The organism is Corynebacterium haematomassiliense, assembly GCF_013978595.1.
Lineage (GTDB): Bacteria > Actinomycetota > Actinomycetes > Mycobacteriales > Mycobacteriaceae > Corynebacterium > Corynebacterium lehmanniae.
In genome coordinates this window covers 528,558-555,262 of sequence record NZ_JACDTZ010000001.1, presented here as the reverse complement: position 1 = coordinate 555,262, position 26,705 = coordinate 528,558, and the positions used below count along the sequence as shown (strand labels likewise).

The window sequence follows — 26,705 nt, the reverse complement described above, 5'->3', positions numbered from 1 at the left end:
ACATGACTGCAAATTATGTTTCCGACCGTTTCCCCGGCCCCGACCCGTACGCCCCGCTGGCGGACGTGCCGTCCTTCGACATCACGTCCGAGGACATCGTCGACGGCGAGCGCCTCGCCGACACGCTTGCCGGCGACAACGCCACCAGCCCGCAGCTTTCCTGGTCCGGCGCCCCGGAGGGCACCAAGACCTTTGCGGTGACCTGCTTCGACCCGGACGCGCCGACCGCCTCTGGTTTCTGGCACTGGTCCGCGTTCAACATCCCCGCGGACGTTACCGAGCTGCCAGCCGGAGCAGGCGCGAAGGACGACCTCGGTGTCGGCGCGGTGGTGCTCACCGGCGACAGCGGGGTTAAGGGCTACTACGGTGCGAACCCGCCGGCCGGCCACGGCCCGCACCGCTACCTGTTCGCCGTCCACGCGGTGGACACGGAGCTGCCCGCAGACGAGATTGCCAACCCCACCCAGCTCGGCTTCAACCTGAACTTCCACTCGCTCGGCCGAGCAATCATCTGGGGCTGGTACGAAAACCAGTAAGATTCGCCGAATGGTTCCAGTGCAACTCCGCGTCGGCGGCGCGTTCATGGGCATCGCACTCGTGCTCGTGCTCTACGCCGTGCTGGCGCTGCTTCGAGGCGACGCCGCGTTCCCCGTCACCCCGCAGGTGCTCTCCGTCATCGCGGCGGTGGCCATCGTCGGCGCCTTCGCCACCTACAACACCAAGCAGGAATGCTCACGCACCCAGGTCGGCGCGCTAATCGTGGCCGTGGTGCTCATCGGGCTCGGCTTCATCGCGCCCGACACCGAGCTGATGGCCACCACGCCGTTCTGGCTGATCGGCTGGGCGCTCGCCGCCGGACTCTGCGCGGTGGTGCTGCGCCGCAGCGCAGCCGGACACGCTTAGAGCGCTTTCCACTCCAGCCCGCTGCCCACGGCCTGCTCAATCGAGTCCAGGCCGTGGGCTTTGATCTGCGTGGCGATCCCGCGGTGGATGCCGCGGATCCAGCCCAACCCGCCGTAGATGAACGGCGTGTAGCCCTGCAGCAGGCTCGCGCCCGCGGCGATGCGCTCCCACGCCTGCTCGGGCGTGGAGATACCGCCGACGCTGACGAGCACCAGCTTGTCGCCGACTCGCTCGTGGAGGCGCTTGAGCACCTCGAGCGAACGCTTCTCCAACGGAGCGCCGCTGATGCCGCCTGCGCCCATTCTTTCCACCTTGGAGGCCGGCGTGTTCAGCCCGTCGCGGGAAATGGTCGTGTTGGTGGCCACGATGCCGGCCAAGTCCAGCTCCACGGCGAGGTCGGCCACGGCGTCGACGTCCTCGTCGGAAAGGTCCGGCGCGATTTTCACCAGCACCGGGGTGGTGGTGGACTTCTTCACCACTTCCAAAATCGGGCGGAGTTCCTCCACCGCCTGCAGGTCGCGCAGGCCCGGCGTGTTGGGGGAGGAGACGTTGACCACCAGGTAGTCCGCAAGCTGGCCCAGAAGCGTCGCGGTGGCGCGGTAGTCCGCCACGGCATCCTCGGAGGTCTTGTTCTTGCCGATGTTGATGCCCACCACGTCGCGGGAGCGCCGCGCGCGGAGGTTGTCGGCGACCACGAGCGCGCCCTTGTTGTTGAAGCCCATGCGGTTCAAAATCGCCTTGTCCTCCGGCAGGCGGAACAGGCGGGGAGTGGGGTTGCCCGGCTGGGACTTCGGGGTCACGGTGCCCATCTCGGCGTAACCGAAACCGATCGCGCCCCACGCGTCGATCGCCTCGGCGTTCTTGTCAAAGCCGGCCGCCAGCCCCAGCGGGGCGGGAAAATCCACGCCGAAAACGGTCTGGCGCAGCACCGGGTCGTGCACGCGCACGGCCTTTTCCATAACACGGTTGACAGGGGTGGCCAGGTGCAGCGTCTGCAGGGCGCCGCTGATGATGCCGTGGATGCGCTCCGGCGGCAGCAGGAACATGAGCTTGAGTGCGCGGTCGTAGAGCGTCACGGGTGAATCTCCTAGTTGCTCTCGGTCTGGTCGGCGGGGGAGACGATCTGGATGCCGTCGCCGGATGCGGAGGCGGCGACCACGGTGCCGTCGTCAAGCGTAATGATGCTCTGGGCATCTGCGACGGTGGCGAAGTGCTTGCGCTTCACCGGAATGCCCTGGGAGATGTCGTAGCCGGTGGCGGTGTTGCTGGCCAGCGAGCTGACCCATGCGAGGCGCTGCGCGGGGTCCCACGCGGCATCCCAGGGTCCTTCCGGCACCGGCGCGGACTGCTGGAGGCGGATGATGTCGTCGGTGGTGTAGACGTGGAGCTGGTTGCCGGTGGAATCCGCAGCCAGCACCAGGCCGTGCTCGCCGCCGCGCACCTTGCCCACTCCCAGGCCGACGCGCAGGGTGCCGCCTTGGCGCGAGCCGTTCCAGTCGATGTCCTGGATGGTGGTGTCGAAGCGGTTGGTTCGCACCACGGAGTCGCGCTGGCCGTCCACCTGCACCGCTTGGAGCTGATCGGTCTCGCGTGCGACGTCGATGGTGTCTTTCAGCTCTCCGCCGTCGAAGACCCACACCTTGCGCTCAGTGTCGCTGCCTGCGAGCACCTCGCCTGTCGACGCCACCGTGGCCACCGTGACCGGCTTATCCGTGGCGATAGTCTCCTCCCGGTCGCCGAAGAGCTTGATCTCGCCCGCGCAGGCAAGCGCGAAGGTGCCGGCGTTGGCGGATGCCTCGCCGCAGGATTGGTCCAGCTCGTGGCGGGCGGCCTTGCCTTGCTGGATCTCCTCGAGCGTGCCGATCGTCAGCGCGTTTTCCGTGCGGACGCCGATGCGGCCGTTCGTGACGTCCACATCGCTCACTGGCTCGAAGTCCACCACCGCGCCCGCCGGGTCCGACGACTGCGGGGACTGCACAGGCTCTGCGCTGCCCATGTTCGCAGCCGCCTCACCGCCGGCTTCCTCGATCTTGGCGGAAGGAGACGCGCCGCAGGCGCTCAGCGCCAGGGCAGCCGAGACGGCACCGGAAACTGCGGCAAAGCGGAGGCGGGAACTGGGGGCAAACAAACGAGCATTCACAAGGTCAAAGCCTAGCAACGCGCCCGTCGCGCACCGCGATGGCTAAGTAGGCGGGGTAGTGTCTTTCGCCATGACTGATCCCGCCACCACAATGTCCTGGGTTCAGGTGATCGTCCTGTCCATTGTCCAGGGCCTCACCGAGTTTCTGCCCGTGTCTTCCTCGGGCCACCTGCGCATCGTCTCCCAACTGTTTTGGGGCGAAGACGCCGGCGCCAGCTTCACCGCTGTGATCCAGCTGGGCACGGAGCTGGCCGTGCTGGTGTTCTTTGCCAAAGACATCTGGCGCATCCTCACCGCCTGGTTCGCCGGCCTCGCGGACAAGTCCAAGCGCGGTTTCGACTACCGCATGGGCTGGATGGTCATCGCCGGCACCATCCCCGTCGGTCTTGCGGGCGTGCTGCTCAAGGACTTAATCCGCGAGAACTTCCGCAACCTCTGGATCACCGCCACAGTGCTGATCCTGTTCTCACTGGTGTTCATCCTGGCCGAGCGCCGCGGCAAAAAGACCCGCGGCTTCGAAGAACTGACCATGAAAGACGCGGTTCTGATGGGCCTGTGGCAGTGCCTGGCGCTCATCCCGGGTGTGTCGCGCTCCGGCGGCACCATCTCCGGCGGTTTGTTCCTCAACCTCGACCGCGAGGTTGCCACCCGTTTTTCCTTCCTGCTGGCCATCCCGGCAGTACTGGCCTCCGGGCTGTTCTCGCTGCCGGACGCCTTCGACCCCCAGGCGGGCCAGGCGGCAAGCGGGCTGCAGCTGCTCGTCGGCTCCGGCATCGGGTTTGTGGTCGGCTACATCTCCATTGCCTGGCTGCTGAAATTCGTGTCCAACCACTCGTTCGCGTGGTTCGCCGCCTACCGCATTCCGCTGGGCCTTCTCGTGATGGCGCTGCTCGGCACTGGCGTGATGGCCGCCTAGTTGTAGGGTTGTCCGCATGCATGCATGGCCCGACCCGTCCGTACCCGCAGTCGCTGGCACCCCGGTGCCGCTGAAGCTCTTCGACACCGCCGATCAGCGCGTCAAGGAAGTAGACACCACCCCGGATGCGAACGGGGAGGTGGGGATGTACGTCTGCGGCATTACCCCGTACGACTCCACCCACCTCGGCCACGCCGCGACCTACCTCACCTTCGACCTGGCGCAGCGCCAGCTGCTCGCCAACGGCCACAAGGTCCACTACGCGCAGAACATCACCGACGTGGACGACCCGCTGTTCGAGCGCGCCGAGCGCGACGGCGTGGACTGGCGCGAACTCGGCACCAGCCAGATCAACCTGTTCCGCAGCGACATGGAGATCCTGTCCGTGATCCCGCCGCGCGACTACATCGGCGCGATGGAGTCAGTCGACGAGGTGATCGCGATGGTGCAGCAGCTTCTCGACGCCGGCGCCGCCTACGAGCTCGACCAGGGCGACATTTACGCCTCCATCGACGCCACCGAGCAGTTCGGCTACGAGTCCAACCTGGACCGCGCCACCATGGAGGAGTACTTCGCGGAACGTGGCGGCGACCCGGATCGAGAGGGCAAGCGCGATCCGCTGGACGCGCTGATCTGGCGCGGCCACCGCGAGGGCGAGCCCGCCTGGGACTCACCGTTCGGCCCGGGCCGTCCGGGCTGGCACGTCGAGTGCTCCGCGATTGCCACCAACCGCCTGGGCAGCCACTTCGCCATCCAGGGCGGCGGGTCTGACCTGGCGTTTCCGCACCACGAGTTCTCCGCGGCCCACGCTGAGGCCGCGCTAAAGGTCGAGCGCATGGCCGGGCACTACGTCCACGCCGGCATGATCGCCCTCGACGGTGTGAAGATGTCCAAGTCCCTGGGCAACCTCGTGTTCGTGCACAAGCTCTCGGAGGCAGGCCACGACCCGTCGGCGATCCGCCTGGCTGTCTTTGCGGGCCACTACCGCGAGGACCGGGACTTCTCCGACGCGATCCTGGCCGAGGCCGAGGAGCGCCTTACGCGTTGGCGCGAGCAGCTCGCCGGCGAGGTTTCTGAGGCGGAGGCGACGGAAGTCGTCGATAAGCTTCGCGCGATTCTTGCGGACGATCTGAACACCCCGGAGGCACTTTCGCTTCTCGACGGCGCAGCCGGCGACTGCAACCAGATCATCGCCACCGCCCTCGACGGGCTGCTCGGGGTGCGCATTTAGCGCGCCTCACGCACAATGGGCCCATGAGCGCAGCTGCGGACAACTCGATTCGGGCCCAGTTTCAGCCCGAGGTAGACGAATTCATCGACGACCTGAACACCTTCGCCACCGGTTCCTACCTGCAGGACGAGGACAAGGACCTGTGGGAAGAGCCTTTCGACCCGGCGGTGCTGCCGGATTTGAAGAAGCGGCTTGAGATGTTCCTTGACGCCCTCGATCTGCTTGGCGACGACCCTGAGGGCGACGCGCTGGTGAAGGTCGTGGCGCCGTTCTACGAGAACCTCGAGGAGTTCAACGAAAAGCACGCCAACGCGGTGCTTGAACCGGAGGAGAAGGCCGACATCGAGACCTTGGTGTTCCGTGCGGCGGCCGCCACCGGCGCCACGGACGAGGCTCTCAACGAGCTTCCGGAACTTGAGTAGGCCGAAGGCCGTCCTCTGGGACATGGACGGCACCCTCATCGACACCGAACCGCTGTGGGGTAAGGCCACCTTCGAGCTCGGCGAGCTGCTAGGCCGCCCGCTCACCCCGGAGGTGCGCGCTAGAACCATCGGCGGCAGCTTCCCCAACACCTTGAGCGTGGTGGCCGAGTGGGCGGGCTACGAGCTTAAAGACGGCGACCTGGAGCGCTACCGCACCTGGATGTTCGACCGCATGGCGGAGCTGTTCGCCGACGGCATCGAGCTCAACCCCGGCATCGGCGGCGTGCTCGAGTCGCTCGCGCGGCGGGGCACGCCGATGTTCATCTGCACCAACACGGAACGGGTGGTGGCGGATCCGTGCATTGACGCGATCAGCCGTGAGTTTTTCGCCGGCACGATTACCGGCGACGAGGTGAAGCGCTCCAAGCCGGCTCCGGACATGTACCTCGAGGCAGCCCGGCGCGCGGGCGCAGAACCGGGGGAGTGCTTGGTGGTGGAAGACTCTTGGCACGGCATGTCCGCAGGTGCCGCCGCCGGCTGCGCGGTGCTGGGCCTGGCCGGCGAGGTACCCGCGGGTGTGATGAAGTTCGACCCGGACAATTTCGTCGGCGCGGGTGCCGATGACGTGGACGGTTGGTTTTCTGCAGCTCGACAGGCATAAAACGGGGGTACGCAGCGCCCGTCGAGAAGCTTCTTGCTACGTATAGTGGCGCTCATGAGCACTCGTACTGAAGAAGACCTCCTCGGCACCGCCGAGGTCCCCGCCGACGTCTACTACGGCATCCACGCCCAGCGCGCCAAGGATAATTTCCAGATCTCCGGCAGCACCGTCAACGACGTACCGGAGTTCATTCGCGGCATGGTGCAGGTGAAGAAAGCCACCGCGATGGCGAACCGCCGCCTGCACGCCCTGCCCAAGGACAAGTCCGAGGCCATCATCGCGGCCTGCGACAAGATCCTGGACGAGGGCGTGTGCATGGACCAGTTCCCGATCGACGTCTTCCAGGGCGGCGCCGGCACATCGCTGAACATGAACACCAACGAAGTGGTGGCCAACCTCGCGCTCGAACTGATCGGCCGCGAAAAGGGCGACTACTCGGTGATCAACCCGAACGACGACGTCAACATGTCGCAGTCCACTAACGACGCGTACCCGACCGGTTTCCGTCTCGGCGTGTACTACGCGGTGCAGGGGCTGCTGGAGGAGCTCGACGAGCTGCAGAAGGCGCTGCGTGCGAAGGGCGACGAGTTCGCCGACATCATCAAGATGGGCCGCACTCAGCTGCAAGACGCCGTCCCGATGACCCTGGGCCAGGAGTTCACCGCCTTCGGCGCCAACCTCGCCGAGGAGCAGCGCACCATCAGCGGCGCGGCCGACTCGCTGCTGGAGGTCAACCTCGGTGCCACCGCCATCGGCACCGGCATCAACACCCCGAGCGGCTACCGTGACCAGGTGGTCTCCGCGCTGCGCGAGGTCACCGGTCTGGACATCCAGGCGTCGCCGGACCTGATCGAGGCGACCTCTGACACCGGCGGTTACGTGATGATGCACAGCGCTATCAAGCGCGCCGCGATGAAGCTGTCGAAGATCTGCAACGACCTGCGCCTGCTGTCTTCCGGCCCGCGCGCTGGTCTGAACGAAATCAACCTGCCGGAGCGGCAGGCGGGTTCCTCGATCATGCCGGCGAAGGTCAACCCGGTGATCCCCGAGGTGGTCAACCAGGTCTGCTTCAAGGTCTTCGGCAACGACGTGACCATCTCCATGGCCTCCGAGGCGGGCCAGCTTCAGCTCAACGTGATGGAGCCGGTGATCGGCCAGTCCCTGTTCGAGTCCATCAGTCTGCTCGCCAACGCGGCGAAGACCCTTCGCGAGAAGTGCGTCACCGGCATCACTGCCAACCAAGATGTGTGCGAGGCGTACGTGACCAACTCCATCGGGATTATCACCTACCTCAACCCGGTGATCGGCCACCACAACGGCGACCTCATCGGCCGCGAGGCGGCGGAGACCGGCAAGAGCGTCTACGACTTGGTGCTGGAGAAGGGGCTCATCGAGGAAGAGGACCTGAAGAAGCTGCTGAGCAAGGAAAACCTCATGCACCCCGAGTACCGGGGCAAGCTCTACGTCGACGACGAGCCGGGCCTGGAGGCCTAGGCTCAGCGCTTAGCGCAGCCGGGTAGGCAACATCACACCGGCTGCATTTTCATTTCGGGCTCCTTCGGACAGATAATGGGATGACCTAATAACTGTCTGAAGGAGCCCGCCGTGTTACTCGCCGTCCACATCATCATCCTCCTTGGGGCGATTGTGGTGGGCGCTCGGATGGGCTCTATCGCCATCGGCTTCGCCGGCGGTCTCGGGGTGCTGCTGCTCGGCGCAACCGGGATGCCGGTCAGTGCAGAGGCCATCCCATTCGATGTCATCGGCATCATCATGTGCGTCATCGCCGCGATTTCCGCGATGCAGCTCGCCGGAGGCATGGACTACCTGGTGGACCTGGCCGAGCGCTTCCTGCGGCGCAACCCGAAGCGCATCACGGTCTACGCCCCGATTGTCACCTGGCTGATGACGGTGCTCGCCGGCACCGGCCACACCGCCTTTTCCACGATGCCCGTCATCGTCGAGGTGGCAAAGGAAGGCAAGGTGCGGCCCTCGCGCCCGCTGTCGGCTGCGGTGATTGCCTCGCAGATGGCCATCGTCGCCTCGCCGATTTCCGCCGCAGTGGTGTTCATGGCGTCCGCGCTCGAGCCACTCGGGGTGGGCTACCTCCAGCTGCTGGCGGTAATGATCCCGGCGACGTTCTTCGCGATCTTCCCCATGGCGTGGATTGCCAACAAGTCCGGCGCGGAGCTGGAGGATGATCCGGTCTACCGCCAGCGGGTGGCCGACGGTCTCGTCGCAAAGCCCGCATCGCGCGAGCACTACGTCCCGCCCCAAGGCGCAAAGGCCTCGGTGGGCATCTTCCTCGCCGCGATCGTGATCGTGATGGTCTACGCCACGCTGATCTCGGAGCAGGTTGGGCTGATTGCGGACCCGACCATCCCGCGCAACGAAGCGATCATGGCCATCATGCTTGGCGCCGCGGCCGCCATCGTGCTGGTCACGCGCACGACAGCGGCGGAGATCTTAAACACCCAGGTGTTCCGCTCCGGCATGTCCGCCTGCGTGTGCGTACTCGGCGTGGCCTGGCTGGGCACGACGTTTATCAACTACTACATCGAAGACATCCAAAGCATCGCCGGCGACGTGCTCACCGCGAAGCCGTGGCTGCTCGCGGTCGTGCTCTTCGTCGCCGCATCGCTTTTGTACTCGCAGGCCGCGACGGCCAAGGCGCTCATCCCGGCGGCGCTGGCGATTGGCGTGAGCCCGCTGACCGCGCTCGCCGCCTTCCCGGCCGTCTCCGCGCTGTTCGTGCTGCCGACGTACCCGACGCTGCTCGCCGCGGTAGAGATGGACGACACCGGCTCCACCCGCATTGGCAAGTATGTGTTTAACCACCCGTTCCTCGTTCCGGGTGTGGTGTGCATCTTTGTCAGCGTGATTCTGGGTTATGCCATCGGCGCCGTTGTAGTGTGAGGTGCATGACTGCACAACCGTTGACTGACGTCGAAATTGCCCAGGCCCACTCGCTCGCCCCAATCACGGAGATCGCCGCGAAGGCAGGTGTGTCCGACGATGCGCTGATCCCGTACGGCAAGCACATGGCCAAGGTGGACATCGCCCAGAACCCGGGGAACACGCCGGGCAAGCTCGTCGTGGTCACCGGTGTCTCGCCGACGCCTGCGGGCGAGGGCAAGTCCACCACGCTGATCGGCCTGACGGACGCGCTGGCGAAGCTGGGCAAGAACGCCATGGTCGCGCTGCGCGAGCCGTCGCTCGGCCCGGTGATGGGCATCAAGGGCGGCGCCGCGGGCGGCGGATACTCCCAGGTGGTACCGATGGAGCAGATCAACCTGCACTTCACCGGCGATTTCCACGCGATCACCAGCGCCAACAACACGCTGGCCGCGCTCATCGACAACCACATCCACCAGGGAAACGCCCTCGGCATCGACCCGCGGCGGGTGACCTGGCAGCGCTGCCTGGACGTCAACGACCGCGCGCTGCGCAACGTGGTCACCGGCCTGGGCGGCCCGGCGCACGGTGTGCCGGCGGAGACCGGCTTCACCATCACCGCCGCCTCCGAGATCATGGCGATTCTGGGTCTGGCCACGGACCTGGATGACCTCAAGCAGCGCCTGGCCGACATCACCATCGGCCTGACCTACGACAAGAAGCCGGTCACCGCCGGCGACCTCGGCGCCCAGGGCGCGATGGCCGCGCTGCTCAAGGACGCTGTCAACCCGAACCTCGTGCAGACCCTCGGCGGTACCCCGGCGTTCATCCACGGCGGGCCGTTCGCCAACATCGCCCACGGCTGCAACACCCTGATTGCCACCCGCACCGCCCAGCAGTACGCGGACATCGTGCTCACGGAAGCCGGCTTCGGCTCCGACCTGGGCGCGGAGAAGTTCTTCGACATCAAGGCACGCTACGGCGAGCTCGACGTCGCCGGCGCCGTCATCGTGGCCACGGTGCGCTCCATCAAGCACAACGCTGGCGTGGCCAAGGCGGAGCTTTCGAACGAGAACGTCGCCGCGCTGGAGGAGGGCATTGTCAACCTCGAGCGCCACGTGGAAAACGTGCGCAAGTTCGGCGTGACCCCGGTGGTTGCGCTCAACCGTTTCTCCACCGATTCCGAGGCCGAGCTGGACTTCCTGAAGAACTGGGCCAAGGCTAACGGCATCGCGCTGGCTGAGGCGGACGTGTGGGCCAAGGGCGGCGACGGTGCGCTCGAGCTCGCTCAGACTCTGCTGGACAACCTCACCGAGGGCACCTCGCACCCGCTCTACGATCCGGCCGAAGGCGTGGAGGCGTCCATCGAGACCATCGCCAAGGAGATCTACCGCGCCGCCGACGTGCAGTACTCGGCCGCGGCGCTGAAGGACCTGCAGACGCTCAAAGACAACGGCTTTGACAATCTGCCGGTGTGCATCTCCAAGACGCAGTACTCCTTCTCGGACGACCCGACCCAGCTCGGCGCACCGGAGGGCCACACGCTGCACGTGCGCAACATCGTCCCGCGCACCGGCGCCGGTTTCGTGCTCGTGCTCACCGGCGACGTGATGACCATGCCGGGCCTGCCCAAGCAGCCGGCCGCCAACAACATCGACGTCGACGCCGACGGCGTGGTCTCCGGCCTGTTCTAGGCCTCGGGGGCGCCGCCGTCGCTACGCGCCTCCGCCCGCGACCCCGGCCACCCGGGGTAGGCTGGGGGAGTGCCGCCGAAGACCGGGCACAGGTGCTGGAAGGCGCACCACCCGCACAGCTTGGACTGCTGCGGGCGGAAGTTGCCTGATTTACCGTCGGCCTCGATCTTCCACCACAGCTCCGCCAAGTCCCGCTCGAAGTACTCCAGCTCCTCGCGCGAGGGGGCGAGGATCATCGAGTCCATCACCTTCAGATACATCAGCTTCAGCTGCGTGGGCACAACGCCGAACATGCGCCAGTACACCAGCGCGTAAAAGCGCATTTGGAACTGCGCGTCTTCGGAGTAGCGCGGCAGCGGCTTCTTGCCGGTTTTGTAGTCGACCACGCGCACCTCCCCGGTGGGGGCGATATCCACACGGTCGATGAATCCGCGGACCGGCACCCCGTTCGGCAGCGTGAAGTCCACTGGCATTTCTTGGGCGTGCGCGTCGAAGCCCAGCGGGTTTTCCATGGTGAAGTAGCCGCGCAGCAACGTGCGGGCGTCCACAAGCAACTGGTACTCGTCCTTCACCGGCTCCGCACAAGTGGGATCCTCTTCGCGCATCTTCTCCCAGTTCGGCTTCAGCCGCTTCACCGCCGCCGGGTATGTACGCTCCTCGCGCGGCCAGGCGAACATCTCCTCCAGCACGGCGTGCACCAGCGTGCCTTTGACCTGCGCTTCCGAGGACGGCTCCGGGATCCTATCGATGGCGCGCAGTCGGTATTGCAGCGGGCAGCGCTTGTAGTCGGAGGCGCGCGAGGGCGAGATGGCTAGTGGGCGTGGGGGAGTGCTGGCATCAGACATGGTGCCCAACATCATAGAGTGGAGCCATGACACAGCCGTTCATCGATTTCATCGCCGAGAGTCCCTCCGCATTCCACGCCGCGAGCAACGTCGCCTCAAGGTTGCAGGCGGAGGGCTTTTCGCTTGACGACGACGCACACGCCCCCGGCGGCCACCTCATCGTGCGCGACGGCGCCGTGGTTGCCTGGTGGGTACCCGAAAATGCCCGCCCGCGTTTCCGGGTGGTCGGCTCCCACACCGATTCGCCGGGGCTGATGGCCAAGCCGGACCCGGACGTGGTGCGCGAAGGCTTCCGCCAGGTTGCGGTGGAGGTCTACGGTGGGCCGATTCTGGCCAGCTGGTTCGACCGCGACCTCACGTTCGCCGGCCGCGTGGTCACCACGGACCGCACCGAGCACCTGGTCAACACGGGCCCGGTCGCGCGCGTGCCGAATTTGGCCATTCACCTGTATCGCGGCGACGTGCCGGAGATCGACCGTCAGGTGCACACCCAGCCCATCCTGGGCGTGGACCGCCCGCTGCTGGAGCTCGCGGCGGAGTCCGCAGGCATCAGCGCCGGGGACGTGGTGGCGCACGAGCTCATCACTGCGGACGCCCAGCGCGGCGAGGTCATCGGCGACCTGCTGGCAGCCGGCCGCTTGGACAACCTCACCAGCGTGTGGGCCTCCATGGAAGCGATGCTCGCGGCGAAGGACGACGCCGAGGACATCCTGGTGCTGGCGGCCTTCAACCACGAGGAGGTCGGCTCCGCATCCACCGCCGGCGCCGGAGGCCCGCTGCTGGAGCGTGTGCTGACCAAGGTGGCGCAAGGCTTCGGCGACCCGGCCGAGATCATCGCGGGTTCCATCCAAGTCTCCGCCGACGCGGCCCACGCCGTGCACCCGAATTACCCGGGCAAGCACGACCCCACACACCACCCGCTGGTGAACAAGGGTCCGGTGCTGAAGATCAACGCGAACCAGCGTTACGCCTCCAACGCCGCCACGGAGACGGAGTGGATCCTGGCCTGCCGTGCGGCGGGCGTGCCGCACCAGACGTTCGTGGGCAACAATGCGGTGCCGTGCGGGTCCACCATCGGGCCGATTTCGTCGACACGCCTGGGCCTGCCGACGGTGGACGTCGGCGTGCCGCTGTTGTCCATGCACTCGGCGCGCGAGCTGTGCGGCGTGGACGACATGGACTACTTCGTGCGCGCGCTGACGGCTTTTTATGCGGCCGCGCAGTAGGGCATACTTACCGCCATGTATTCGGGACCGTTCCAGCCAGGCGACAAGGTGCAGCTCACAGACGCGAAGCGCCGCCACTTCACCATCGAGCTCAAAGAGGGCGGGCAGTTCCACTCGCACAAAGGCATAGTCAGCCACGACGACATCATCGGCGCCGATGAGGGCACCGTGGTGAAGTCGACGCTCGGCTCCGACTACCTGTGCTTCCGCCACCTGCTGGTGGACCACGTGCTGTCCATGCCCCGCGGCGCCGCGGTGATCTACCCGAAGGACGCTGCCCAGATCCTGGTCGAGGGCGACATCTTCATGGGCGCGCGGGTGCTCGAGGCGGGCGCAGGCTCCGGCGCGCTGACCATGTCGCTGCTGCGCGCCGTGGGCCCGGAGGGCCACGTCTACTCCTACGAGATCCGCGACGACCACCTGGCCTTCGCCAAAGACAACGTCGCCGACTACTTCGGCGGCGAGCCCGAGTGGTGGACCCCGCGTCTCGGCGACTTCGGCGAGGTCACCCCGGAGGACCTGGATGGGCAGGTCGACCGCGTCATTTTGGACATGGTGGAGCCGTGGCACTTCATCGACACCGTGAAAAACGTGCTCATCCCGGGCGGCGTGTTCATGACCTACGTGGCTACCGTGCCGCAGCTGATGAACATCATGGAGGCCATCCGCGAGGCGAAGTGCTTCACCGAGCCGCGCGCGTGGGAAACCCTGCTGCGCGAGTGGAAAGTCGACGGCCTTGCCACGCGCCCGGAGCACCGCATGAACGCCCACACGGCATTCCTCGTGTGGACGCGCCGGCTTGCGGACGGGGTGACGCCGCCGCGGCCGCAGCGCAAAGCTCGTCGATAAGCCTCCCGCTCCTATGTAGGCTCGAACGCATGCCTGAAATCCACGACGATGCTTTCGGACCGGAGCTGCGCGAGCTCAAGCGGAAGAACCGCGATCTCGGGTCGCGCAACGAGAAGCTCGCTGAGCTGCTGAAGGTCAGCCGCGACAAGCTCAACGACTTGTACGCGAAGGTCGAGGAACTCAACGAGCCGGCATCGACGTACGGGATTTTCCTCGCACCCGCGCCCCGCGACGGGGAGGCGGAGGTGCACACCACCGGCCGCCGGATGCGGCTGAAGGTGTCGCCGCTGGTGGATCCATCCAAGCTTGTTCCCGGCACGCTGGTGCGACTGGGCGAAGGCACGATCGTGGTGGAGACATGCGGGTTCGATCCGACCGGGCAGTTGGCCACCATGGTCGAGCGCGTCGGCGGGGACCGCGCGATTGTGGCGGACCAGCAGGGCGCTGAATCGATCGTCATGCTCGCCGAGCCGCTGCGCGAATCCGCCCGCGCCGGCGACACGGTGCTGGTCAACTCCTCTGCCGGCTACGCGTTTGAGCGCATCGCGAAAACCGAGGTCAATCAGCTGTCGTTGGATGAGGTCCCGGATGTCACCTACGCCGACATCGGCGGTTTGAGCTCCCAGATCGAGACCATCCAGGATTCGGTGGAGCTGCCGTTTTCCCATCCGGAGCTCTACCAGGCCTACGACCTACGCCCGCCGAAGGGCCTGCTGCTGTACGGCCCGCCCGGCTGCGGCAAGACGCTCATCGCCAAGGCGGTGGCGAATTCGCTGTCGCAGCGCATCGGCGACGGGGGACAGGCGCACTTCATCAACGTCAAAGGCCCCGAGCTTTTAAACAAGTTCGTCGGCGAAACCGAGCGCCGCATCCGCCTGATCTTCGAGCGCGCCCGGGAACTGGCCGCCGGAGGCAACCCGGTGATCGTCTTCTTCGACGAGATGGAGTCCATCTTCCGCACCCGCGGCTCCGGCGTATCTTCCGACATGGAGACCACGGTGGTGCCGCAGCTGCTCACCGAAATCGACGGCGTGGAGGACATCGCCAACGTCATCGTCATCGGCGCGACCAACCGCGAGGAACTCATAGACCCGGCGATTTTGCGCCCGGGCCGCCTGGACATCAAAATCCGCGTCTCCCGCCCCAACAAGGACGAGGCCAAAGACATCCTCGCGCGCTACATCACCGACGAGGTCCCGCTCGCGTCCCCGCGCGAGCTGCTTATCGACGCCACCGCCGACGCCATGTTCGCCCCGCGCCCCTATGTGCGCTTAGAGCTTGTCGACGGCTCCGCCGAAACCCTGCACTACTACCACTTCGTCTCCGGCGCGATGATCGCCAACGTGGTGGACCGCGCCAAGAAGTTGGCGATCAAGGACCACCTCTCGGGCGTATCTACCGCGGGTCTGACCGAGGAGCACCTGCGCCAGGCTGTCCGCGCCGAGCAGGACGAGAGCGAGGACATGCCGAACACCGCCAACCCGGACGAGTGGGCGCGCATCACCGGCCGCCACGGAAAACGCGTCTTAGCCGCGGAGGTTATCGGTTAGGAACGGCGCTGACCTTCGTTTAGCGCTGGTCGAAGAGATGCTGGTCGATGGCGATAGCCACGGCGGCACCCGATCCGAGCGCTTGAGAGACCTGATCCGGCGAGCTGACGACGTTGCCGACCGCCCACAGTCCAGGCTGCGAGGTCTTTCCTCCCTCAACCTCGACCCAGCCGTCTGCAACAGTGCATCCAGCTCCCCGGAGGAGTTCGTCGTTCGGCTTGAACTCCGGACCAGTGAAGCAGGCTTCATAGCGAATCGGCCCGGAGCCAGTGGTGATCTCGACGGCGTGGTCGTCGTCAGTGACTGGCGATACTCGCGATACGTCATCGACGACGAGAGCTACCCCGCACTGTTCAAGGCGTTCGCGCTGTTCTGGGCTCAGGTCCATCCCGTTGACGTGCAGCGTGACGCTCGCCGCCCACTTGGTCAGCAACGTTGCGATCCTGGTGGTGAACCCTGGATTCTTGCCTCCGACGACACCGAGGTTCTTGCTGTTGACTTCGTGCCCGTGGCAGTAGGGGCAGTGAAAGACTCGGGTTCCCCACATCTCGCTCAACCCAGGGACGTCGGGAAGCACATCCGTGATTCCGGTTGCAACCAGCACCTGCGAAGCTGTGGAAGCTTCGCCTATCGCGAGCTTCACGGACCAATCGCCCGTGGCCATGTGCTCTAGGCTTTCTACGCGTCCGTCGATAAGTAGACCCCCGTACGACACGAACTCGGCGTGGCCGCGGGCAAGAAGTGCGGAGGGATTCGCTGCGTCGAGGCCGATCACGCCATGCATGTGCTCACTGTTGCGGTTCCTAGGCTCTCCCGCGTCCACGAGGCATACCTTCCTGTTCGCTCGCGCGAGATTGATCGCTGCCGCGGTCCCGGCGAATCCGCCTCCGACGACAACGACATCAAAGTGTTGACCCGCAAAGCTTGTTGCGTCGGATGCGAGTTCCTTGCGCTCGGCGACGTTGCCTTCAAGACGAACGAGACGCTCGCGCAGCGCCCGTGCATTTGCAGGTGAGTTCAGTAGGTAGTTGGTCTCGTCCATATCCGTTCCCTCTTTCGCTTCACGTCTGGGCTCGGCCCAGGGTAGCGAGCGTCTGCGCAACTGTGTCGACAGCAACATCGAAATCGCCGGAGTTGAGGTGAGCAAAGCTCAGCACTAAGCCGTCTCCGCTGTTGGTCCACAAGGTGGATTCGTGCCCGGATTCGATACCGGCCTCAAGCAGACGCGTTTCAAACTCGTCCCGCTCTTCTCGGGTTCTGAAGCGCACCGTGAGGTCCGCGCCGTCGCCGGGCGCGAGTCGGGCGCCATCGAACAGCGGGACTAGTCGCTCGTTCAAGACCTCGCGTCGCTGCGCTAATCCACGGTGGACGGCGCGGGATGCGAGGCGGGCGACGCCGTCGTTAAGCAAGTGCGCGATGGCCCGCTGGGTGACGGAGGAGACCGGCATGCCGAGGACGCTGCGGACCTCGCGCAAAGCCTCGGCGGTCGCTGGCGAGGCGACGACGTAGCCGGCGGCGAGCTCGCGGGAGAGCAGCGTGGAAAACGTGCCGAGGGTGAGCACGTCCGCGCGGGTGGCCAGCGAGGACAGCGCTGGCTGCGGTGAGATGCGGTAGCGCAGCTCGGTGTTGAAGTCGTCTTCGATTACCACGGTGTCGGTGCGCGCGGCCCACTCGAGCAGCTCCACACGACGGGCTGCGGGCATGGCGCCGCCGAAGGGGTAGAGGTGCGAGGGGGTGACCAGTAGGGCGTCGAGGGAGTCGGGGAGTGCGCCCACTACGACGCCGTCGGTGTCGGTTGCGCATTCCACGATCTCGTGGCCGGCGAGCGGGATCACGCGACGCAGTCCCGGGTGCCCGGGGTCTTCCACGCCGACCCGCAGGCTAGGGCCGAGAGCAGTCAGGATGCACATGAGCCCCTCGCGTGAGCCGCCGGTGACCACGATCTGGTCCGGGGACACGCGCATGCTTCGGGCGAGGCGGAGGTGCTCGGCAACGGCGTGGCGCAGCTCCGGCTCACCGGACTTGTCCACCGCGTTGCTGGGTTCCGCTGCGGCCTCGCGCCACGCCTTACGCCAGGTTGCGGGGCGGATGGTGCCCGCGCTGCCGGGCGAGGGCTTGAGCGAGATTCGGGCCTTCAGGGTTGTGCGGGCAGGCGTGCCGGCGGTGGGTTGGGGTAACGGCGCCGCGACGGTGAGGTCCGGGTGGATCCGCGTCGGGGCGCCCTGGCTGGTCAGAAGGTAGCCCTCACCTTCGAGCTGGTCGTACGCGGTGACCACGCTGCCGCGGGACACGCCGAGCTTCTCGGCGAGGGCTCGAGTGGACGGGATGGCGTCGTTAGGTGAGAGCGCCCCGCTGGCGACAGCGTCGCGGATGCCCGCGGCGATCTGCGCGGGGATGGGCGTTGGGCGGTCGCGGGAGATGTGCAGCAGCATCAACTGGTCCAAAGAAACTAAATAGAACTGGCACTTGGAATCTACCAGTTGCCGGGGAAGACTAAGCGGTATGTCTGATGTAGAACAGCTGAACCAGAAATTCATCGGTGGCGTGATCATGGACGTGGTCACGCCCGAGCAGGCCAAGATCGCCGAGGACGCCGGCGCATCCGCCGTCATGGCGCTTGAGCGCGTGCCGGCCGACATCCGCGCGCAGGGCGGCGTGGCCCGCATGTCGGATCCGGACCTGATCGAGGGCATCATCGAGACCGTCGACATCCCGGTCATGGCCAAGGCGCGTATCGGCCACGCGGTGGAGGCGAAGATCCTCGAGCACCTGGGTGTGGACTACATCGATGAATCCGAGGTGCTCAGCCCCGCGGACTACGTGAACCACATCGACAAGCGTGGCTTTTCCGTGCCGTTCGTCTGCGGCGCGACCAACCTCGGCGAGGCGCTGCGCCGCATCAACGAGGGCGCGTCCATGATCCGTTCCAAGGGCGAGGCCGGCACCGGCGACGTTTCCGAGGCCACCAAGCACATCCGCAAGATCACCAGTGAGATCGCAGCGCTGCAGGCCATTTGGGCCAACAACCGCGACGAGCTCTACGTCGCCGCCAAAGAACTGCAGGCGCCGTACGAGCTGGTGGCGCAGGTGGCGGAAAACGGCAAGTTGCCGGTGCCGCTGCTGGTCGCCGGCGGCGTGTCCACCCCGGCGGACGCCGCGTTCATGATGGAGCTCGGCGCGGACGGTGTGTTCGTCGGCTCCGGCATCTTCAAGTCCGGTAACCCTGAGGCCCGCGCGAAGGCCGTGGTCAAGGCCACGAAGAACTGGAACGACATCGCAGTGGTCACCGAGGCTTCCCGCGGCCTGGGCGAGGCGATGGTGGGCATCAACGTCGCTGACCTTCCGGCGCCGCACCGCCTGGCCGAGCGCGGCTGGTAGGGCATTAAACGCGTAAAGCTCGTTACCTCACCTCATTAGTCTCCTCTGAGAGGCGAATAACGAGGTGCGAGTAACGAGCTTTAGCTTTGCGACGTCAGCTCCGCCTAGCGCACGTCCCCGAACTTGCGCACGACCCAACGGCTGATCGCGATGAGGACCAACCCGAGCACGATAGTGATCGCGGACAGCGTGAGGAAGAAGATGCGCTCCGCGGCCGCGTCGTCCGGGTTGTACAGCGAGCCGAGCACGCCAGACAGCGCGGTGCCCATGGACACCGACATCAGCCACACCGCGAACAGGCGCGACTTGAACGCCACCGGGGCGACCTTGGTGGCCAGCGAGTTGCCGACCGGCGACAGCAGGAGTTCACCCATGGTGAACAGGAACAGGATCAGCACCAGCACTGCGAGCGGGGTGGAGTTCTCGCCCTTGCCCACGTACGGCAGGAAGATGAACAGCGACAGGCCGATGATGATGTTGGCCACGCCGAACTTGGTCGCAGACGCCCACTGGCGCTCGCCGAGTTTCGTCCACATGGCGGCGAAGATCGGGGCGAAGATGATGATGAACAGCGGGTTGAAGGACTGCACCTGCGCGGGCTCGAGCTCAGTCCAGAAGAAGTCCAGGTTCGCGCGCTGGTCGGTGTACAGCGCCACCACGGTGAACTGCGACTGGAAGATGGCAAAAAACGCCACGGAGCCCGCGAGCAGCGGAATGTAGCCGGTCAGGCGCGACTTCTCGTGGGCGGTGACCTTGTCGGACGCGAACATCTCCCACAGCAGGATGACCGTCGCAGCAAGGGCGATGGCGAAAACGACCCAGCTCAGCATGTCCAGCGGCAGAATGCCGGTGGTGAGCAACCCGACGACGATTGCCACGACTGCCAGCGCACCGAAACCAACCGGAGCCCACTTCGAGCGCGGCAGCGGGTTGGGCACCTCGGAGCCGGCGGCGCCGATGGTGGACTTGCGCATGAGCGTGTACTGCACCAGACCGATGGCCATGCCGATGGCGGCGAGGCCGAAGCCCCAGTGGAAGCCGGCCATGCCCCACACCCGGCCCGTAATCGCGGGGCCGAGCAGTCCGCCGATGTTGACAGACATGTAGAAGATGGAAAAGCCTGCGTCGCGGCGCGGGTCCTCGCGGGTGTACAGGTCGCCGAGAACCACCTGGGTCGCCGTCTTCACGCCGCCGGAGCCGATGCCCACACACACCAGACCAATGGCCAGGCCGGCGGCGCCCGGCACGAGAGCGAGCACGATGTGGCCGATCATGACCAGGATTGCCGAGTAGAACAGGGTGCGTTCCGCGCCGAGGAGGCGGTCGCCGACGAAGGAGGCGACGAGCGCCATCATGTACACGAAGCCGCCATAGGCGCCGACCAGGCTCAGCGCGGTGGATTTGTCGATGCCGAGGCCACCTTCGGTCGTCGAGTAGTACATATAGTAGGCCAACAGCGCCTGCATGCCGTAGAAGCTGAAGCGCTCCCACAGTTCAATGCCGAAGAGGTTGGCCAGCCCCCAGGGTTGGCCGAAGAACTTGCGCTCGGTCTGCGGCGCGGCCGCACCGGGCTGTGTTGCGGAAGTCATAGCTAAATAAAATACGTCTGATCGTATTATCTTCCAAACACGGACACGCCTGTAGGCTCGACATCTATGACGCGTTACTTGGGAACCGAGACGGAGTATGGCATCACCTGCCCGGACAACCCGCAAATCAGCCCGCTGGTCACCTCCACGCACGCGGTGGTTGCGTACGCGGCGCTGCGCACCCAGGCCCGCACCCGCTGGGACTATGCGGAGGAGGCCCCGCTGAAGGATGCCCGCGGCTTCGACCTGCAGCGCTACCGCAGCGTGCCGGTTGTGGACGCGAACGCGATCGGGGTGGCCAACGTGGTCACCACCAATGGCGCGCGCTACTACGTCGACCACGGGCACCCGGAATACTCCAGTCCGGAGTGCTCGAACGCGTTTGACGCGATGGTCTACGACGCCGCCGGCGACATCGTCCTCAATGACGCCGCCGCGTGCATCCGCGAGCTGTGGGAGCAGCAGGTTTCCGTGCTGGCCAAGCACGAACCGTGCCCGCCGCTGAAGTTCTACAAGAACAACGTCGACGGCAAGGGCCGCTCCTACGGCAGCCACGAGAATTACCTGTACTCGCGCCACACCAACTTCGAAAACCTCACCCAGGCGCTGATCCCGTTCTTCGTCACCCGCCAGGTCATCATCGGCGCGGGACGCGTGGGCATCGGCCAGGAGTCGGAGACACCGGGCTTCCAGATCTCGCAGCGCGCGGACTACTTCGAGCAGGAGGTTTCGCTGGAGACCACGCTCAACCGCGGCATCGTCAACACGCGCGACGAGCCGCACGCACCGGAGGAGGACTTCCGCCGCCTGCACGTCATCGTGGGTGACGCGAACATGAGCCAGTTCTCCAACTTCCTCAAACTCGGCATGACCTCGCTGGTGCTCGACGCCATCGAGGCCGGTGTGGATTTCTCGGACCTGCGACTGAAAAACCCGGTCGAGGAAATCAAGGCGGTCAGCCACGATCCCACGCTCACACATGAGCTCGAGCTTCTCGACGGCCAAAGGTTGACCGCGATCTCCATCCTCCGTGAATACAGGAGAAGGTGTGAGGGGCGGAGCGACGTCGATAAGCAAGTGCTCCAACTGTGGGGCGAGGTCCTCGACGACCTTGAGCGCGACCCGCTGTCCACCGCCGACCGGCTGGATTGGACGGCGAAGTGGGCGCTGGTGCGCAGGTTTGAGCAGCGCGGGGCGACCCAGGCCAAGCTGCAGGCGATTGATTTGCAGTACGCGGACATCGACCCCGAAAGCTCCCTGTACCACGCGCTGGTGCGCAAGGGAGCGATGCGCACGATGGTCAGCGCGGAGAAGATCGCAGAAGCTGCGGTCCACCCGCCGGAGGACACCCGCGCGTACTTCCGGGGTCGCGCGGGCGAAAAGTTCGCCGAGGACCTAACAGCCTCGAACTGGCAGTCCATGCTGTTCACCGTGGACGGGCAGCTCTACCGGGTGCCGCTGGACCTGCTGGGCAGCCACACCAGGGCGGACGTGGGCGAGCTGATTGAAACGTCTGCGACAACTCGCGAGCTGCTTTCCGGCCTGGGGCTGGCTCCAGAGCGCTAAGGTTGCATCTATGGCTACGCAACAGACACACGCTTCCGGTGGCGGCGGGGACAACCACGGCGAGGACGTCTCCGCGGAATCTGCCGGCCAGGCCCAGATCAACACCTCCGGCACCGACGACCTGCTCGACGAGATTGACGCGCTGCTGGACTCCAACTCGGAGGAGTTTGTGAAGTCGTTCGTGCAGAAGGGCGGGCAGTAAGCTGGCAACCAGCTACCCGCGCCGCGTGATGGGCGTGGAAACAGAGTTCGGAGTGTCCGCCTACGACGGCTCGCGGCAGGTACTCACGCCCGAGGAGGTGGCGCGCTACCTGTTTCGCCCGGTGGTTGCGCGGCACCGCAGCTCCAACGTCTTCACCGCTAACGCTTCGCGTTTGTATCTGGATGTGGGTTCGCACCCGGAGTACGCGACCGCGGAATGCGACTCGCTGAGCCAGCTTCTGGCCTACGACAAGGCGGGGGAGCGGATCTTCCACCGGTTGTCGCAGCAGTGCGATGAGGCGCTGCGTAACGACGGCTTCGCGGGTTCGACCTACCTGTTCAAAAACAACGTGGATTCGCGCGGGAACTCCTACGGCGCGCACGAGAACTACCTGATCAGTCGCGAGCTCGCGTTGAAATCTTTCGGCCAGCAACTGCTGCCATTCCTGATCACGCGCCAGCTGATCTGCGGCGCGGGAAAGATCGCGGGGGACAAGTTCGTCATCTCCCAGCGCGCGGACCAGGTGTGGGAGGGCGTGTCCTCGGCCACCACGCGCACCCGGCCGATCATCAACACCCGCGACGAGCCGCACGGGGATTCACACCGCTTCCGCCGCATGCACGTCATCGTGGGCGATTCCAACATGTCCGAGCCTACGTTCGCGCTGAAGGTCGGCTCGATGCTGCTGGTCATCGAGATGCTGGAGGCCGGCTTCGACCTGCCGGACATGGAGCTTGCGGACCCGATCGCGCACATCCGTGACATCGCCGCCGACCCCACGGGCGCCACCGAACTCACCCTTGCAGCGGGCGGCACCGTTACCGCGCTCGAGGTGCAGCAGCGCACCCTCGAAGCCGCGAAGCGCTGGCTGAAGCAGCGTCCGGACGAGGGCACGCCGAACGAGGAGATGGCGCGGGTGGTGGACCTGTGGGGCCGCGTGCTCGACGCCATTGCCACGCAGGATTTCTCGGGCGTGGACACGGAGATTGACTGGGTGATCAAGCGCAAGCTGCTCACCCAGTTCAAGGACCGCCTCGGCTGCGGCTGGGACCACCCGAAGCTCGCCCAGATCGACCTGACCTACCACGACATCAACCCCGATCGCGGCTTGTTCTACGTGCTGGAACGCAAGGGGCTGGCAGCGCGCTGGATCGAGGACGCGGCCATTGAGCAGGCGGTGGACAACCCGCCGGCGACGACGCGCGCCGCCATCCGCGGGAAGTTCCTTTCCGCCGTGCGCGAGCGTGGCCTTGCGCATAATGTCGACTGGGTGCACTTGAAGGTCAACCGCCCGGAACCCCGCACGGTGGAGCTGCAGGACCCGTTCGCCACCACGGACGACGCCGCAGCCGACCTGATCAGCTGGGTGCGGGCGCAGGAAACCGAAGAAGGGTAGGTCGCGGTGGCCAACGACAACGACATGGTCGTGCGCCAGGTCGGGCTCACGTTTGCCTTGCTGGCCTCGCCCGCAAAACGCGACGTCAGCTGGGTGCAAAAACACGTGGACGGTTACGGCGGCCGCACCCGCGACGCCGCCACCCACCTCATTGAGCGCGACGTGCGCGAGCTGCGCGACCTCGGCGTGCCCGCGCGCTACCAGGACGGCGAAGTGTGGGTGGTCAAGGACCTCTACGAGTTGCCGGCCGTGGACCTCACCGCCGAGGAGGCCTCCGTGGTGGGCCTCGCCGCGGACCTGAGCAAGCCGGGTTCGCTCGGCGAATTCGCACGCTCCGGCTGGACCAAGCTCGCCGCGTCCGGAGCGACGCGCTCCATGGACGCGCCAGCGCTGATGAACGTGTCCAACGACATCTTCCAGCTGCGCCCCGACACGCTGCGCGCCATCGTGAAGTGCGTGCAGGCCAAGCAGCGCATCTCCTTCGACTTCGTCCGCGCCCCCGGCAAGGACCCGGAGCGCCGCGTCGCCGACCCGTGGGGCGTGGTGTCCTTGAACAACCGCGCCTACTTCGTCGGCTACGACATCGACCGCGACGACGTGCGCGTGTTCCGCCTCAAAAAGATCTCCAAGCTGAAGAAAGTGCGCCACTCGGACGCGTTCCACGAACGTGCGGGCGACCTGCAGGCACTGGTGGAGGAAACGCTTCGCGGCGAGCTTATCGACGCCACCGTTACCGTCACCCACGGCACCGGCGAGGAACTCGCCCAGCGCGGCTCCCGTACCTCCAAAGTCGGCACGGAAGGGGAGGCGGACGGAGGCGACACCGCCGCCGACACCATCACGCTGCGCGGCGTGGACCGCGACTGGGCCGTGCGCACCATCGCCAGCCTCGCCGGAAACGTGCTCGCGGTGGAGCCAGTGGAGGTCCGTGAGGACGTCGTGAAGCTGCTGCGCACCGCGCTGGAAGGGGAGAACTAATGGCTGTGGACTTCAAGCGCCAAGAGCGCGTCGTGCGCCTGCTCAACCTGCTGGCCTATTCCTCGAACCACCCGGGGCTGACCCCGATGGAAATCGCCCGCGACCTGGGCGCAGACCCGATGCAGGTGCGCGACGATTTCGAGCTGCTGTTCCTCTCCGGCGTGGGCACCGGACCGGGCGAGATGATCGACCTGGAATACTCCTGGAAGGGCGTCAACATCAAAGACGACCAGGGGATGACCACGCCGCTGCGCCTGTCGCCCGCGGAAGCCAGCGCGCTGTTGATCCTGCTGGATTCCCTGGAGACCATGCCGGGGCTCGTGGACGGCCGCGCCGTGCGCACCGCCGCCGAGAAGATCCGCGCGGTGACCAAGTCGCAGGCGGTCGGCGACGCGGAACACACCGGGGAGGCGGGTGTCGCCGGCACCGTCGCCGAAGCGCTGGCGACCAAGCGCAAGCTGCGCATCACGTATTTCTCTGCGTCTTCGGACACAGTCACCGAGCGCGAAATTGACCCCGCGAGCCTGTTCCACCAATCCGGGGCGACCTACCTCCACGCCGCGCAGCACGGCGAGATGCGTACGTTCCGCTTGGACAGGATCCAAAGCGCCGAGCTTCTCGACGCCCCCTCGGCCGCCACCGACTTCGACACTGACTTTGACCCAGCGGACCCGTTCGGCATGGCCGATCGAGCACAAGCGAAGTTGCTGATCCACCCGGACGCGACTTGGCTGGCTGACTACTGGGAGATCGAGCTGGACAATGCCCCGGAGCATGCTGGCGCGCCAAGGGAGTGGATCCCCGCCACGATGCGCTACGGCAGCGACGACTGGCTGGTGCGCTTCTGCCTGAGCCAGGCGGACCGGGTGCGCATCGTCGAACCCGCATCTCTCGCGGACGAGGCCACGTCCCGCGTGCAACGCGGGCTCGACGCGTTAGACTAATCTGCGCGTTAGACCGTTTTCGGAAAGGACAACCCATGCCAAATATTGGATGGACCGAGCTCATTATCGTCATCTTCGTCGTGCTGCTGCTGTTCGGCGCAAACAAGTTGCCGGACCTAGCGCGTTCCATGGGTCGCTCCGCACGCATCTTCAAGTCCGAGGTCAAGGAGATGCGCAACGAAGACGGGGCGGAAACCCCGGCGCAGCAGCGTCAAATCGACGCCGCGCCGACGCAGGAGACCCGCAGCGCTGCCCAGGAGGCGGACTTCTGGGAGCGCCCGGAGAACAATCCGCGCTAAGTCCGCCTGATGGCACGCACGAAAACCCCCAAGAGGCCGAAGAGACCGAAGAACCCGACCGGCGAGATGTCGCTGGTGGAGCACCTCCAGGAGCTGCGCCGCCGCGTCATCATTTCGCTCGCTGCCATTGTGGTGGGCACCATCATCGGGTTCATCTGGTACCAAGCCGCCCCGCCGCGCATGATGCCGCTGGGCGAGATCATCCGCGGCCCCTACTGCAACCTGCCGTCCGAGCTCCGGGCGGATTTCACCGGCGACGGCGAGTGCCGCCTGCTGGCCACCAGCCCATTTGAGATGTTCATGCTGCGTCTGAAAGTCGGCGCGCTCGCCGGGCTTGTCCTCGCCTCACCGGTGTGGCTGATGCAGATCTGGAACTTCATCACCCCGGGCCTGCACAAAAACGAGCGCCGCTACACGTTCAGCTTCGTCACCATCGCGGTGGTGCTGTTCGTCTCCGGCGCGCTGCTGGCGTACTTTGTGCTAGATCAGGGTTTGTACGTGCTGATGACCATCGGTAGCGAGTTCCAGGTCGCCGCGCTGACAGGCGGGGAGTACTACAACTTCCTCCTCGCGCTCGTCGTCATCTTCGGCGTCAGCTTCGAGGTGCCACTGATCATCATTATGCTCAACCTGTTGGGTGTGCTGCGTTACGAACATGTCAAAGGCAAACGGCGCGTGATCATCGTGGGCATTTTCATTTTTGCTGCGGTGATGACGCCGGGCCAGGACCCGTTTTCCATGGTGGCGCTGGCTATCTCCATTTGTCTGCTGGTGGAGATGGCCTTCCAGTTCTGTCGCTGGAACGACCGCAAGCAGAAGCGCGAGCGCCCCGACTGGATGGATCTGGACGACGAGGAAGCCTCCGGCCCGATTGAGGCGCCGACGTCCGTCGGTCCCGCCAGCAGCATCGGTGCGGAGCCGATTGCGCACCCGGCGCCGGTGCAGCGCGCGCCGGAGCGCCAGCAGAATTCCTCGCCGCGGGGCTACGCGGGCGGAGCAGATTTCAGGGACGTACTGTAGG

General features: G+C 65.9%; 26 protein-coding genes. 20 read left to right on the top strand and 6 right to left on the bottom strand.

Annotated elements, in window-relative coordinates; all coding sequences use genetic code 11:
* The first annotated feature begins 2 nt into the window (after positions 1 to 2).
* Together H0193_RS02670 and H0193_RS02665 are read left to right on the top strand one after the other, a co-directional pair.
* Complete coding sequence (locus H0193_RS02670; protein WP_070432493.1) at positions 3 to 536, top strand: YbhB/YbcL family Raf kinase inhibitor-like protein; 534 nt, start codon at positions 3 to 5, stop codon at positions 534 to 536.
* A gap of 10 nt (positions 537 to 546) precedes the next feature.
* On the top strand, positions 547 to 903 hold the full coding sequence (locus tag H0193_RS02665) for a hypothetical protein (protein ID WP_181888436.1): 357 nt from the start codon (positions 547 to 549) through the stop codon (positions 901 to 903).
* Here H0193_RS02665 and H0193_RS02660 read toward each other — a convergent pair.
* Together H0193_RS02660 and H0193_RS02655 are read right to left on the bottom strand one after the other, a co-directional pair.
* On the bottom strand, positions 900 to 1,979 hold the full coding sequence (locus tag H0193_RS02660) for a quinone-dependent dihydroorotate dehydrogenase (RefSeq protein ID WP_181888435.1): 1,080 nt from the start codon (positions 1,977 to 1,979) through the stop codon (positions 900 to 902). The two genes, H0193_RS02665 and H0193_RS02660, sit on opposite strands and share 4 nt — an antisense overlap.
* Positions 1,980 to 1,990: 11 nt before the next feature.
* Entirely contained in the window at positions 1,991 to 3,043 is a 1,053-nt protein-coding gene (locus H0193_RS02655; protein ID WP_131771928.1) for a YncE family protein, read from the bottom strand.
* Positions 3,044 to 3,113: 70 nt separating this feature from the next.
* Here H0193_RS02655 and H0193_RS02650 point away from each other — a divergent pair, with 70 nt between their 5' ends.
* From H0193_RS02650 to H0193_RS02620, 7 genes are all read left to right on the top strand, one after another.
* Positions 3,114 to 3,959: an undecaprenyl-diphosphate phosphatase gene (locus tag H0193_RS02650; RefSeq protein WP_181888433.1), complete on the top strand. Its 846-nt coding sequence runs from the start codon at positions 3,114 to 3,116 to the stop codon at positions 3,957 to 3,959.
* 16 nt (positions 3,960 to 3,975) lie between these two features.
* Positions 3,976 to 5,190: a cysteine--1-D-myo-inosityl 2-amino-2-deoxy-alpha-D-glucopyranoside ligase gene (mshC, locus tag H0193_RS02645; RefSeq protein ID WP_181888432.1), complete on the top strand. Its 1,215-nt coding sequence runs from the start codon at positions 3,976 to 3,978 to the stop codon at positions 5,188 to 5,190.
* 23 nt (positions 5,191 to 5,213) lie between these two features.
* A complete protein-coding gene (locus H0193_RS02640) occupies positions 5,214 to 5,612 on the top strand; it encodes a hypothetical protein (protein ID WP_005296305.1) in 399 nt (132 codons plus the stop codon).
* A complete protein-coding gene (locus H0193_RS02635; RefSeq protein WP_272899112.1) occupies positions 5,605 to 6,273 on the top strand; it encodes an HAD family hydrolase in 669 nt (222 codons plus the stop codon). Before H0193_RS02640 ends, H0193_RS02635 begins: the two co-directional genes overlap by 8 nt.
* 54 nt (positions 6,274 to 6,327) lie before the next feature.
* Entirely contained in the window at positions 6,328 to 7,767 is a 1,440-nt protein-coding gene (aspA, locus tag H0193_RS02630) for an aspartate ammonia-lyase (RefSeq protein ID WP_181888431.1), read from the top strand.
* 111 nt (positions 7,768 to 7,878) lie between these two features.
* Positions 7,879 to 9,189, top strand: a complete 1,311-nt coding sequence (locus tag H0193_RS02625) for an anaerobic C4-dicarboxylate transporter family protein (RefSeq protein WP_181888430.1) — start codon at positions 7,879 to 7,881, stop codon at positions 9,187 to 9,189.
* A 5-nt stretch (positions 9,190 to 9,194) separates the two neighbouring features.
* On the top strand, positions 9,195 to 10,862 hold the full coding sequence (locus H0193_RS02620; RefSeq protein WP_181888429.1) for a formate--tetrahydrofolate ligase: 1,668 nt from the start codon (positions 9,195 to 9,197) through the stop codon (positions 10,860 to 10,862).
* Here H0193_RS02620 and H0193_RS02615 read toward each other — a convergent pair.
* Entirely contained in the window at positions 10,859 to 11,707 is an 849-nt protein-coding gene (locus H0193_RS02615; RefSeq protein ID WP_181888428.1) for a RecB family exonuclease, read from the bottom strand. The genes H0193_RS02620 and H0193_RS02615 overlap by 4 nt on opposite strands.
* A 26-nt stretch (positions 11,708 to 11,733) precedes the next feature.
* On the opposite strand from H0193_RS02615, the gene H0193_RS02610 reads away from it, so the two are divergent.
* The 3 genes from H0193_RS02610 to arc are packed head-to-tail and all read left to right on the top strand — an operon-like array spanning position 11,734 to position 15,332.
* Positions 11,734 to 12,933, top strand: a complete 1,200-nt coding sequence (locus tag H0193_RS02610) for a M18 family aminopeptidase (protein WP_181888427.1) — start codon at positions 11,734 to 11,736, stop codon at positions 12,931 to 12,933.
* 15 nt (positions 12,934 to 12,948) lie between these two features.
* Complete coding sequence (locus H0193_RS02605; RefSeq protein ID WP_063936707.1) at positions 12,949 to 13,782, top strand: tRNA (adenine-N1)-methyltransferase; 834 nt, start codon at positions 12,949 to 12,951, stop codon at positions 13,780 to 13,782.
* Between the two features lie 29 nt (positions 13,783 to 13,811).
* On the top strand, positions 13,812 to 15,332 hold the full coding sequence (gene arc / locus H0193_RS02600; RefSeq protein ID WP_181888426.1) for a proteasome ATPase: 1,521 nt from the start codon (positions 13,812 to 13,814) through the stop codon (positions 15,330 to 15,332).
* A 19-nt stretch (positions 15,333 to 15,351) separates the two neighbouring features.
* On the opposite strand, the gene H0193_RS02595 is transcribed toward arc, so the two are convergent.
* The gene (locus tag H0193_RS02595) at positions 15,352 to 16,374 is read right to left on the bottom strand and encodes an NAD(P)/FAD-dependent oxidoreductase (protein ID WP_181888425.1); all 1,023 of its coding nucleotides are present in this window, start codon (positions 16,372 to 16,374) and stop codon (positions 15,352 to 15,354) included.
* Between the two features lie 19 nt (positions 16,375 to 16,393).
* Positions 16,394 to 17,764 (bottom strand): MocR-like pyridoxine biosynthesis transcription factor PdxR, encoded by a 1,371-nt coding sequence (pdxR, locus tag H0193_RS02590; protein ID WP_181888424.1) that lies wholly within the window; start codon positions 17,762 to 17,764, stop codon positions 16,394 to 16,396.
* Between the two features lie 70 nt (positions 17,765 to 17,834).
* Between pdxR and pdxS the strand changes: the two genes are divergently transcribed.
* Entirely contained in the window at positions 17,835 to 18,710 is an 876-nt protein-coding gene (gene pdxS, locus H0193_RS02585) for a pyridoxal 5'-phosphate synthase lyase subunit PdxS (RefSeq protein WP_181888423.1), read from the top strand.
* 104 nt (positions 18,711 to 18,814) lie between these two features.
* Here pdxS and H0193_RS02580 read toward each other — a convergent pair whose 3' ends face one another.
* A complete protein-coding gene (locus H0193_RS02580; RefSeq protein ID WP_181888422.1) occupies positions 18,815 to 20,299 on the bottom strand; it encodes a peptide MFS transporter in 1,485 nt (494 codons plus the stop codon).
* Positions 20,300 to 20,365: 66 nt separating this feature from the next.
* Between H0193_RS02580 and dop the strand changes: the two genes are divergently transcribed.
* From dop to tatC, 7 genes are read left to right on the top strand one after another with little or no spacing between them, the layout of a single operon-like run.
* Positions 20,366 to 21,865, top strand: coding sequence for a depupylase/deamidase Dop (dop, locus tag H0193_RS02575; RefSeq protein WP_181888421.1), 1,500 nt, complete (start codon positions 20,366 to 20,368; stop codon positions 21,863 to 21,865).
* 10 nt (positions 21,866 to 21,875) lie between these two features.
* Complete coding sequence (locus H0193_RS02570; protein ID WP_181888420.1) at positions 21,876 to 22,067, top strand: ubiquitin-like protein Pup; 192 nt, start codon at positions 21,876 to 21,878, stop codon at positions 22,065 to 22,067.
* A gap of 28 nt (positions 22,068 to 22,095) precedes the next feature.
* Positions 22,096 to 23,463, top strand: a complete 1,368-nt coding sequence (gene pafA / locus H0193_RS02565) for a Pup--protein ligase (RefSeq protein ID WP_181889582.1) — start codon at positions 22,096 to 22,098, stop codon at positions 23,461 to 23,463.
* A gap of 6 nt (positions 23,464 to 23,469) precedes the next feature.
* Positions 23,470 to 24,441, top strand: a complete 972-nt coding sequence (locus H0193_RS02560; RefSeq protein ID WP_338026575.1) for a helix-turn-helix transcriptional regulator — start codon at positions 23,470 to 23,472, stop codon at positions 24,439 to 24,441.
* Positions 24,441 to 25,385, top strand: a complete 945-nt coding sequence (locus H0193_RS02555) for a helix-turn-helix transcriptional regulator (RefSeq protein WP_181888419.1) — start codon at positions 24,441 to 24,443, stop codon at positions 25,383 to 25,385. The genes H0193_RS02560 and H0193_RS02555 overlap by 1 nt, the downstream gene beginning before the upstream one ends.
* Positions 25,386 to 25,420: 35 nt before the next feature.
* Entirely contained in the window at positions 25,421 to 25,684 is a 264-nt protein-coding gene (tatA, locus tag H0193_RS02550; RefSeq protein WP_181888418.1) for a Sec-independent protein translocase subunit TatA, read from the top strand.
* Positions 25,685 to 25,693: 9 nt separating this feature from the next.
* Entirely contained in the window at positions 25,694 to 26,704 is a 1,011-nt protein-coding gene (gene tatC / locus H0193_RS02545; RefSeq protein ID WP_236883401.1) for a twin-arginine translocase subunit TatC, read from the top strand.
* Position 26,705 lies beyond the last annotated feature (1 nt).

What these genes read in the sequence shown, in the direction of transcription:
- pafA (WP_181889582.1), top strand. Translation starts at nt 22,096, where the DNA reads ATGGGCGTGGAAACAGAGTTCGGAGTGTCCGCCTACGACGGCTCGCGG.
- H0193_RS02615 (WP_181888428.1), bottom strand. Translation starts at nt 11,707, where the DNA reads ATGTCTGATGCCAGCACTCCCCCACGCCCACTAGCCATCTCGCCCTCG.
- H0193_RS02640 (WP_005296305.1), top strand. Translation starts at nt 5,214, where the DNA reads ATGAGCGCAGCTGCGGACAACTCGATTCGGGCCCAGTTTCAGCCCGAG.
- H0193_RS02605 (WP_063936707.1), top strand. Translation starts at nt 12,949, where the DNA reads ATGTATTCGGGACCGTTCCAGCCAGGCGACAAGGTGCAGCTCACAGAC.
- H0193_RS02570 (WP_181888420.1), top strand. Translation starts at nt 21,876, where the DNA reads ATGGCTACGCAACAGACACACGCTTCCGGTGGCGGCGGGGACAACCAC.
- H0193_RS02555 (WP_181888419.1), top strand. Translation starts at nt 24,441, where the DNA reads ATGGCTGTGGACTTCAAGCGCCAAGAGCGCGTCGTGCGCCTGCTCAAC.
- H0193_RS02650 (WP_181888433.1), top strand. Translation starts at nt 3,114, where the DNA reads ATGACTGATCCCGCCACCACAATGTCCTGGGTTCAGGTGATCGTCCTG.
- pdxR (WP_181888424.1), bottom strand. Translation starts at nt 17,764, where the DNA reads ATGCTGCTGCACATCTCCCGCGACCGCCCAACGCCCATCCCCGCGCAG.
- pdxS (WP_181888423.1), top strand. Translation starts at nt 17,835, where the DNA reads ATGTCTGATGTAGAACAGCTGAACCAGAAATTCATCGGTGGCGTGATC.
- H0193_RS02595 (WP_181888425.1), bottom strand. Translation starts at nt 16,374, where the DNA reads ATGGACGAGACCAACTACCTACTGAACTCACCTGCAAATGCACGGGCG.
- H0193_RS02610 (WP_181888427.1), top strand. Translation starts at nt 11,734, where the DNA reads ATGACACAGCCGTTCATCGATTTCATCGCCGAGAGTCCCTCCGCATTC.
- tatC (WP_236883401.1), top strand. Translation starts at nt 25,694, where the DNA reads ATGGCACGCACGAAAACCCCCAAGAGGCCGAAGAGACCGAAGAACCCG.
- H0193_RS02665 (WP_181888436.1), top strand. Translation starts at nt 547, where the DNA reads ATGGTTCCAGTGCAACTCCGCGTCGGCGGCGCGTTCATGGGCATCGCA.
- H0193_RS02670 (WP_070432493.1), top strand. Translation starts at nt 3, where the DNA reads ATGACTGCAAATTATGTTTCCGACCGTTTCCCCGGCCCCGACCCGTAC.
- mshC (WP_181888432.1), top strand. Translation starts at nt 3,976, where the DNA reads ATGCATGCATGGCCCGACCCGTCCGTACCCGCAGTCGCTGGCACCCCG.
- aspA (WP_181888431.1), top strand. Translation starts at nt 6,328, where the DNA reads ATGAGCACTCGTACTGAAGAAGACCTCCTCGGCACCGCCGAGGTCCCC.
- arc (WP_181888426.1), top strand. Translation starts at nt 13,812, where the DNA reads ATGCCTGAAATCCACGACGATGCTTTCGGACCGGAGCTGCGCGAGCTC.
- tatA (WP_181888418.1), top strand. Translation starts at nt 25,421, where the DNA reads ATGCCAAATATTGGATGGACCGAGCTCATTATCGTCATCTTCGTCGTG.
- H0193_RS02620 (WP_181888429.1), top strand. Translation starts at nt 9,195, where the DNA reads ATGACTGCACAACCGTTGACTGACGTCGAAATTGCCCAGGCCCACTCG.
- H0193_RS02580 (WP_181888422.1), bottom strand. Translation starts at nt 20,299, where the DNA reads ATGACTTCCGCAACACAGCCCGGTGCGGCCGCGCCGCAGACCGAGCGC.
- dop (WP_181888421.1), top strand. Translation starts at nt 20,366, where the DNA reads ATGACGCGTTACTTGGGAACCGAGACGGAGTATGGCATCACCTGCCCG.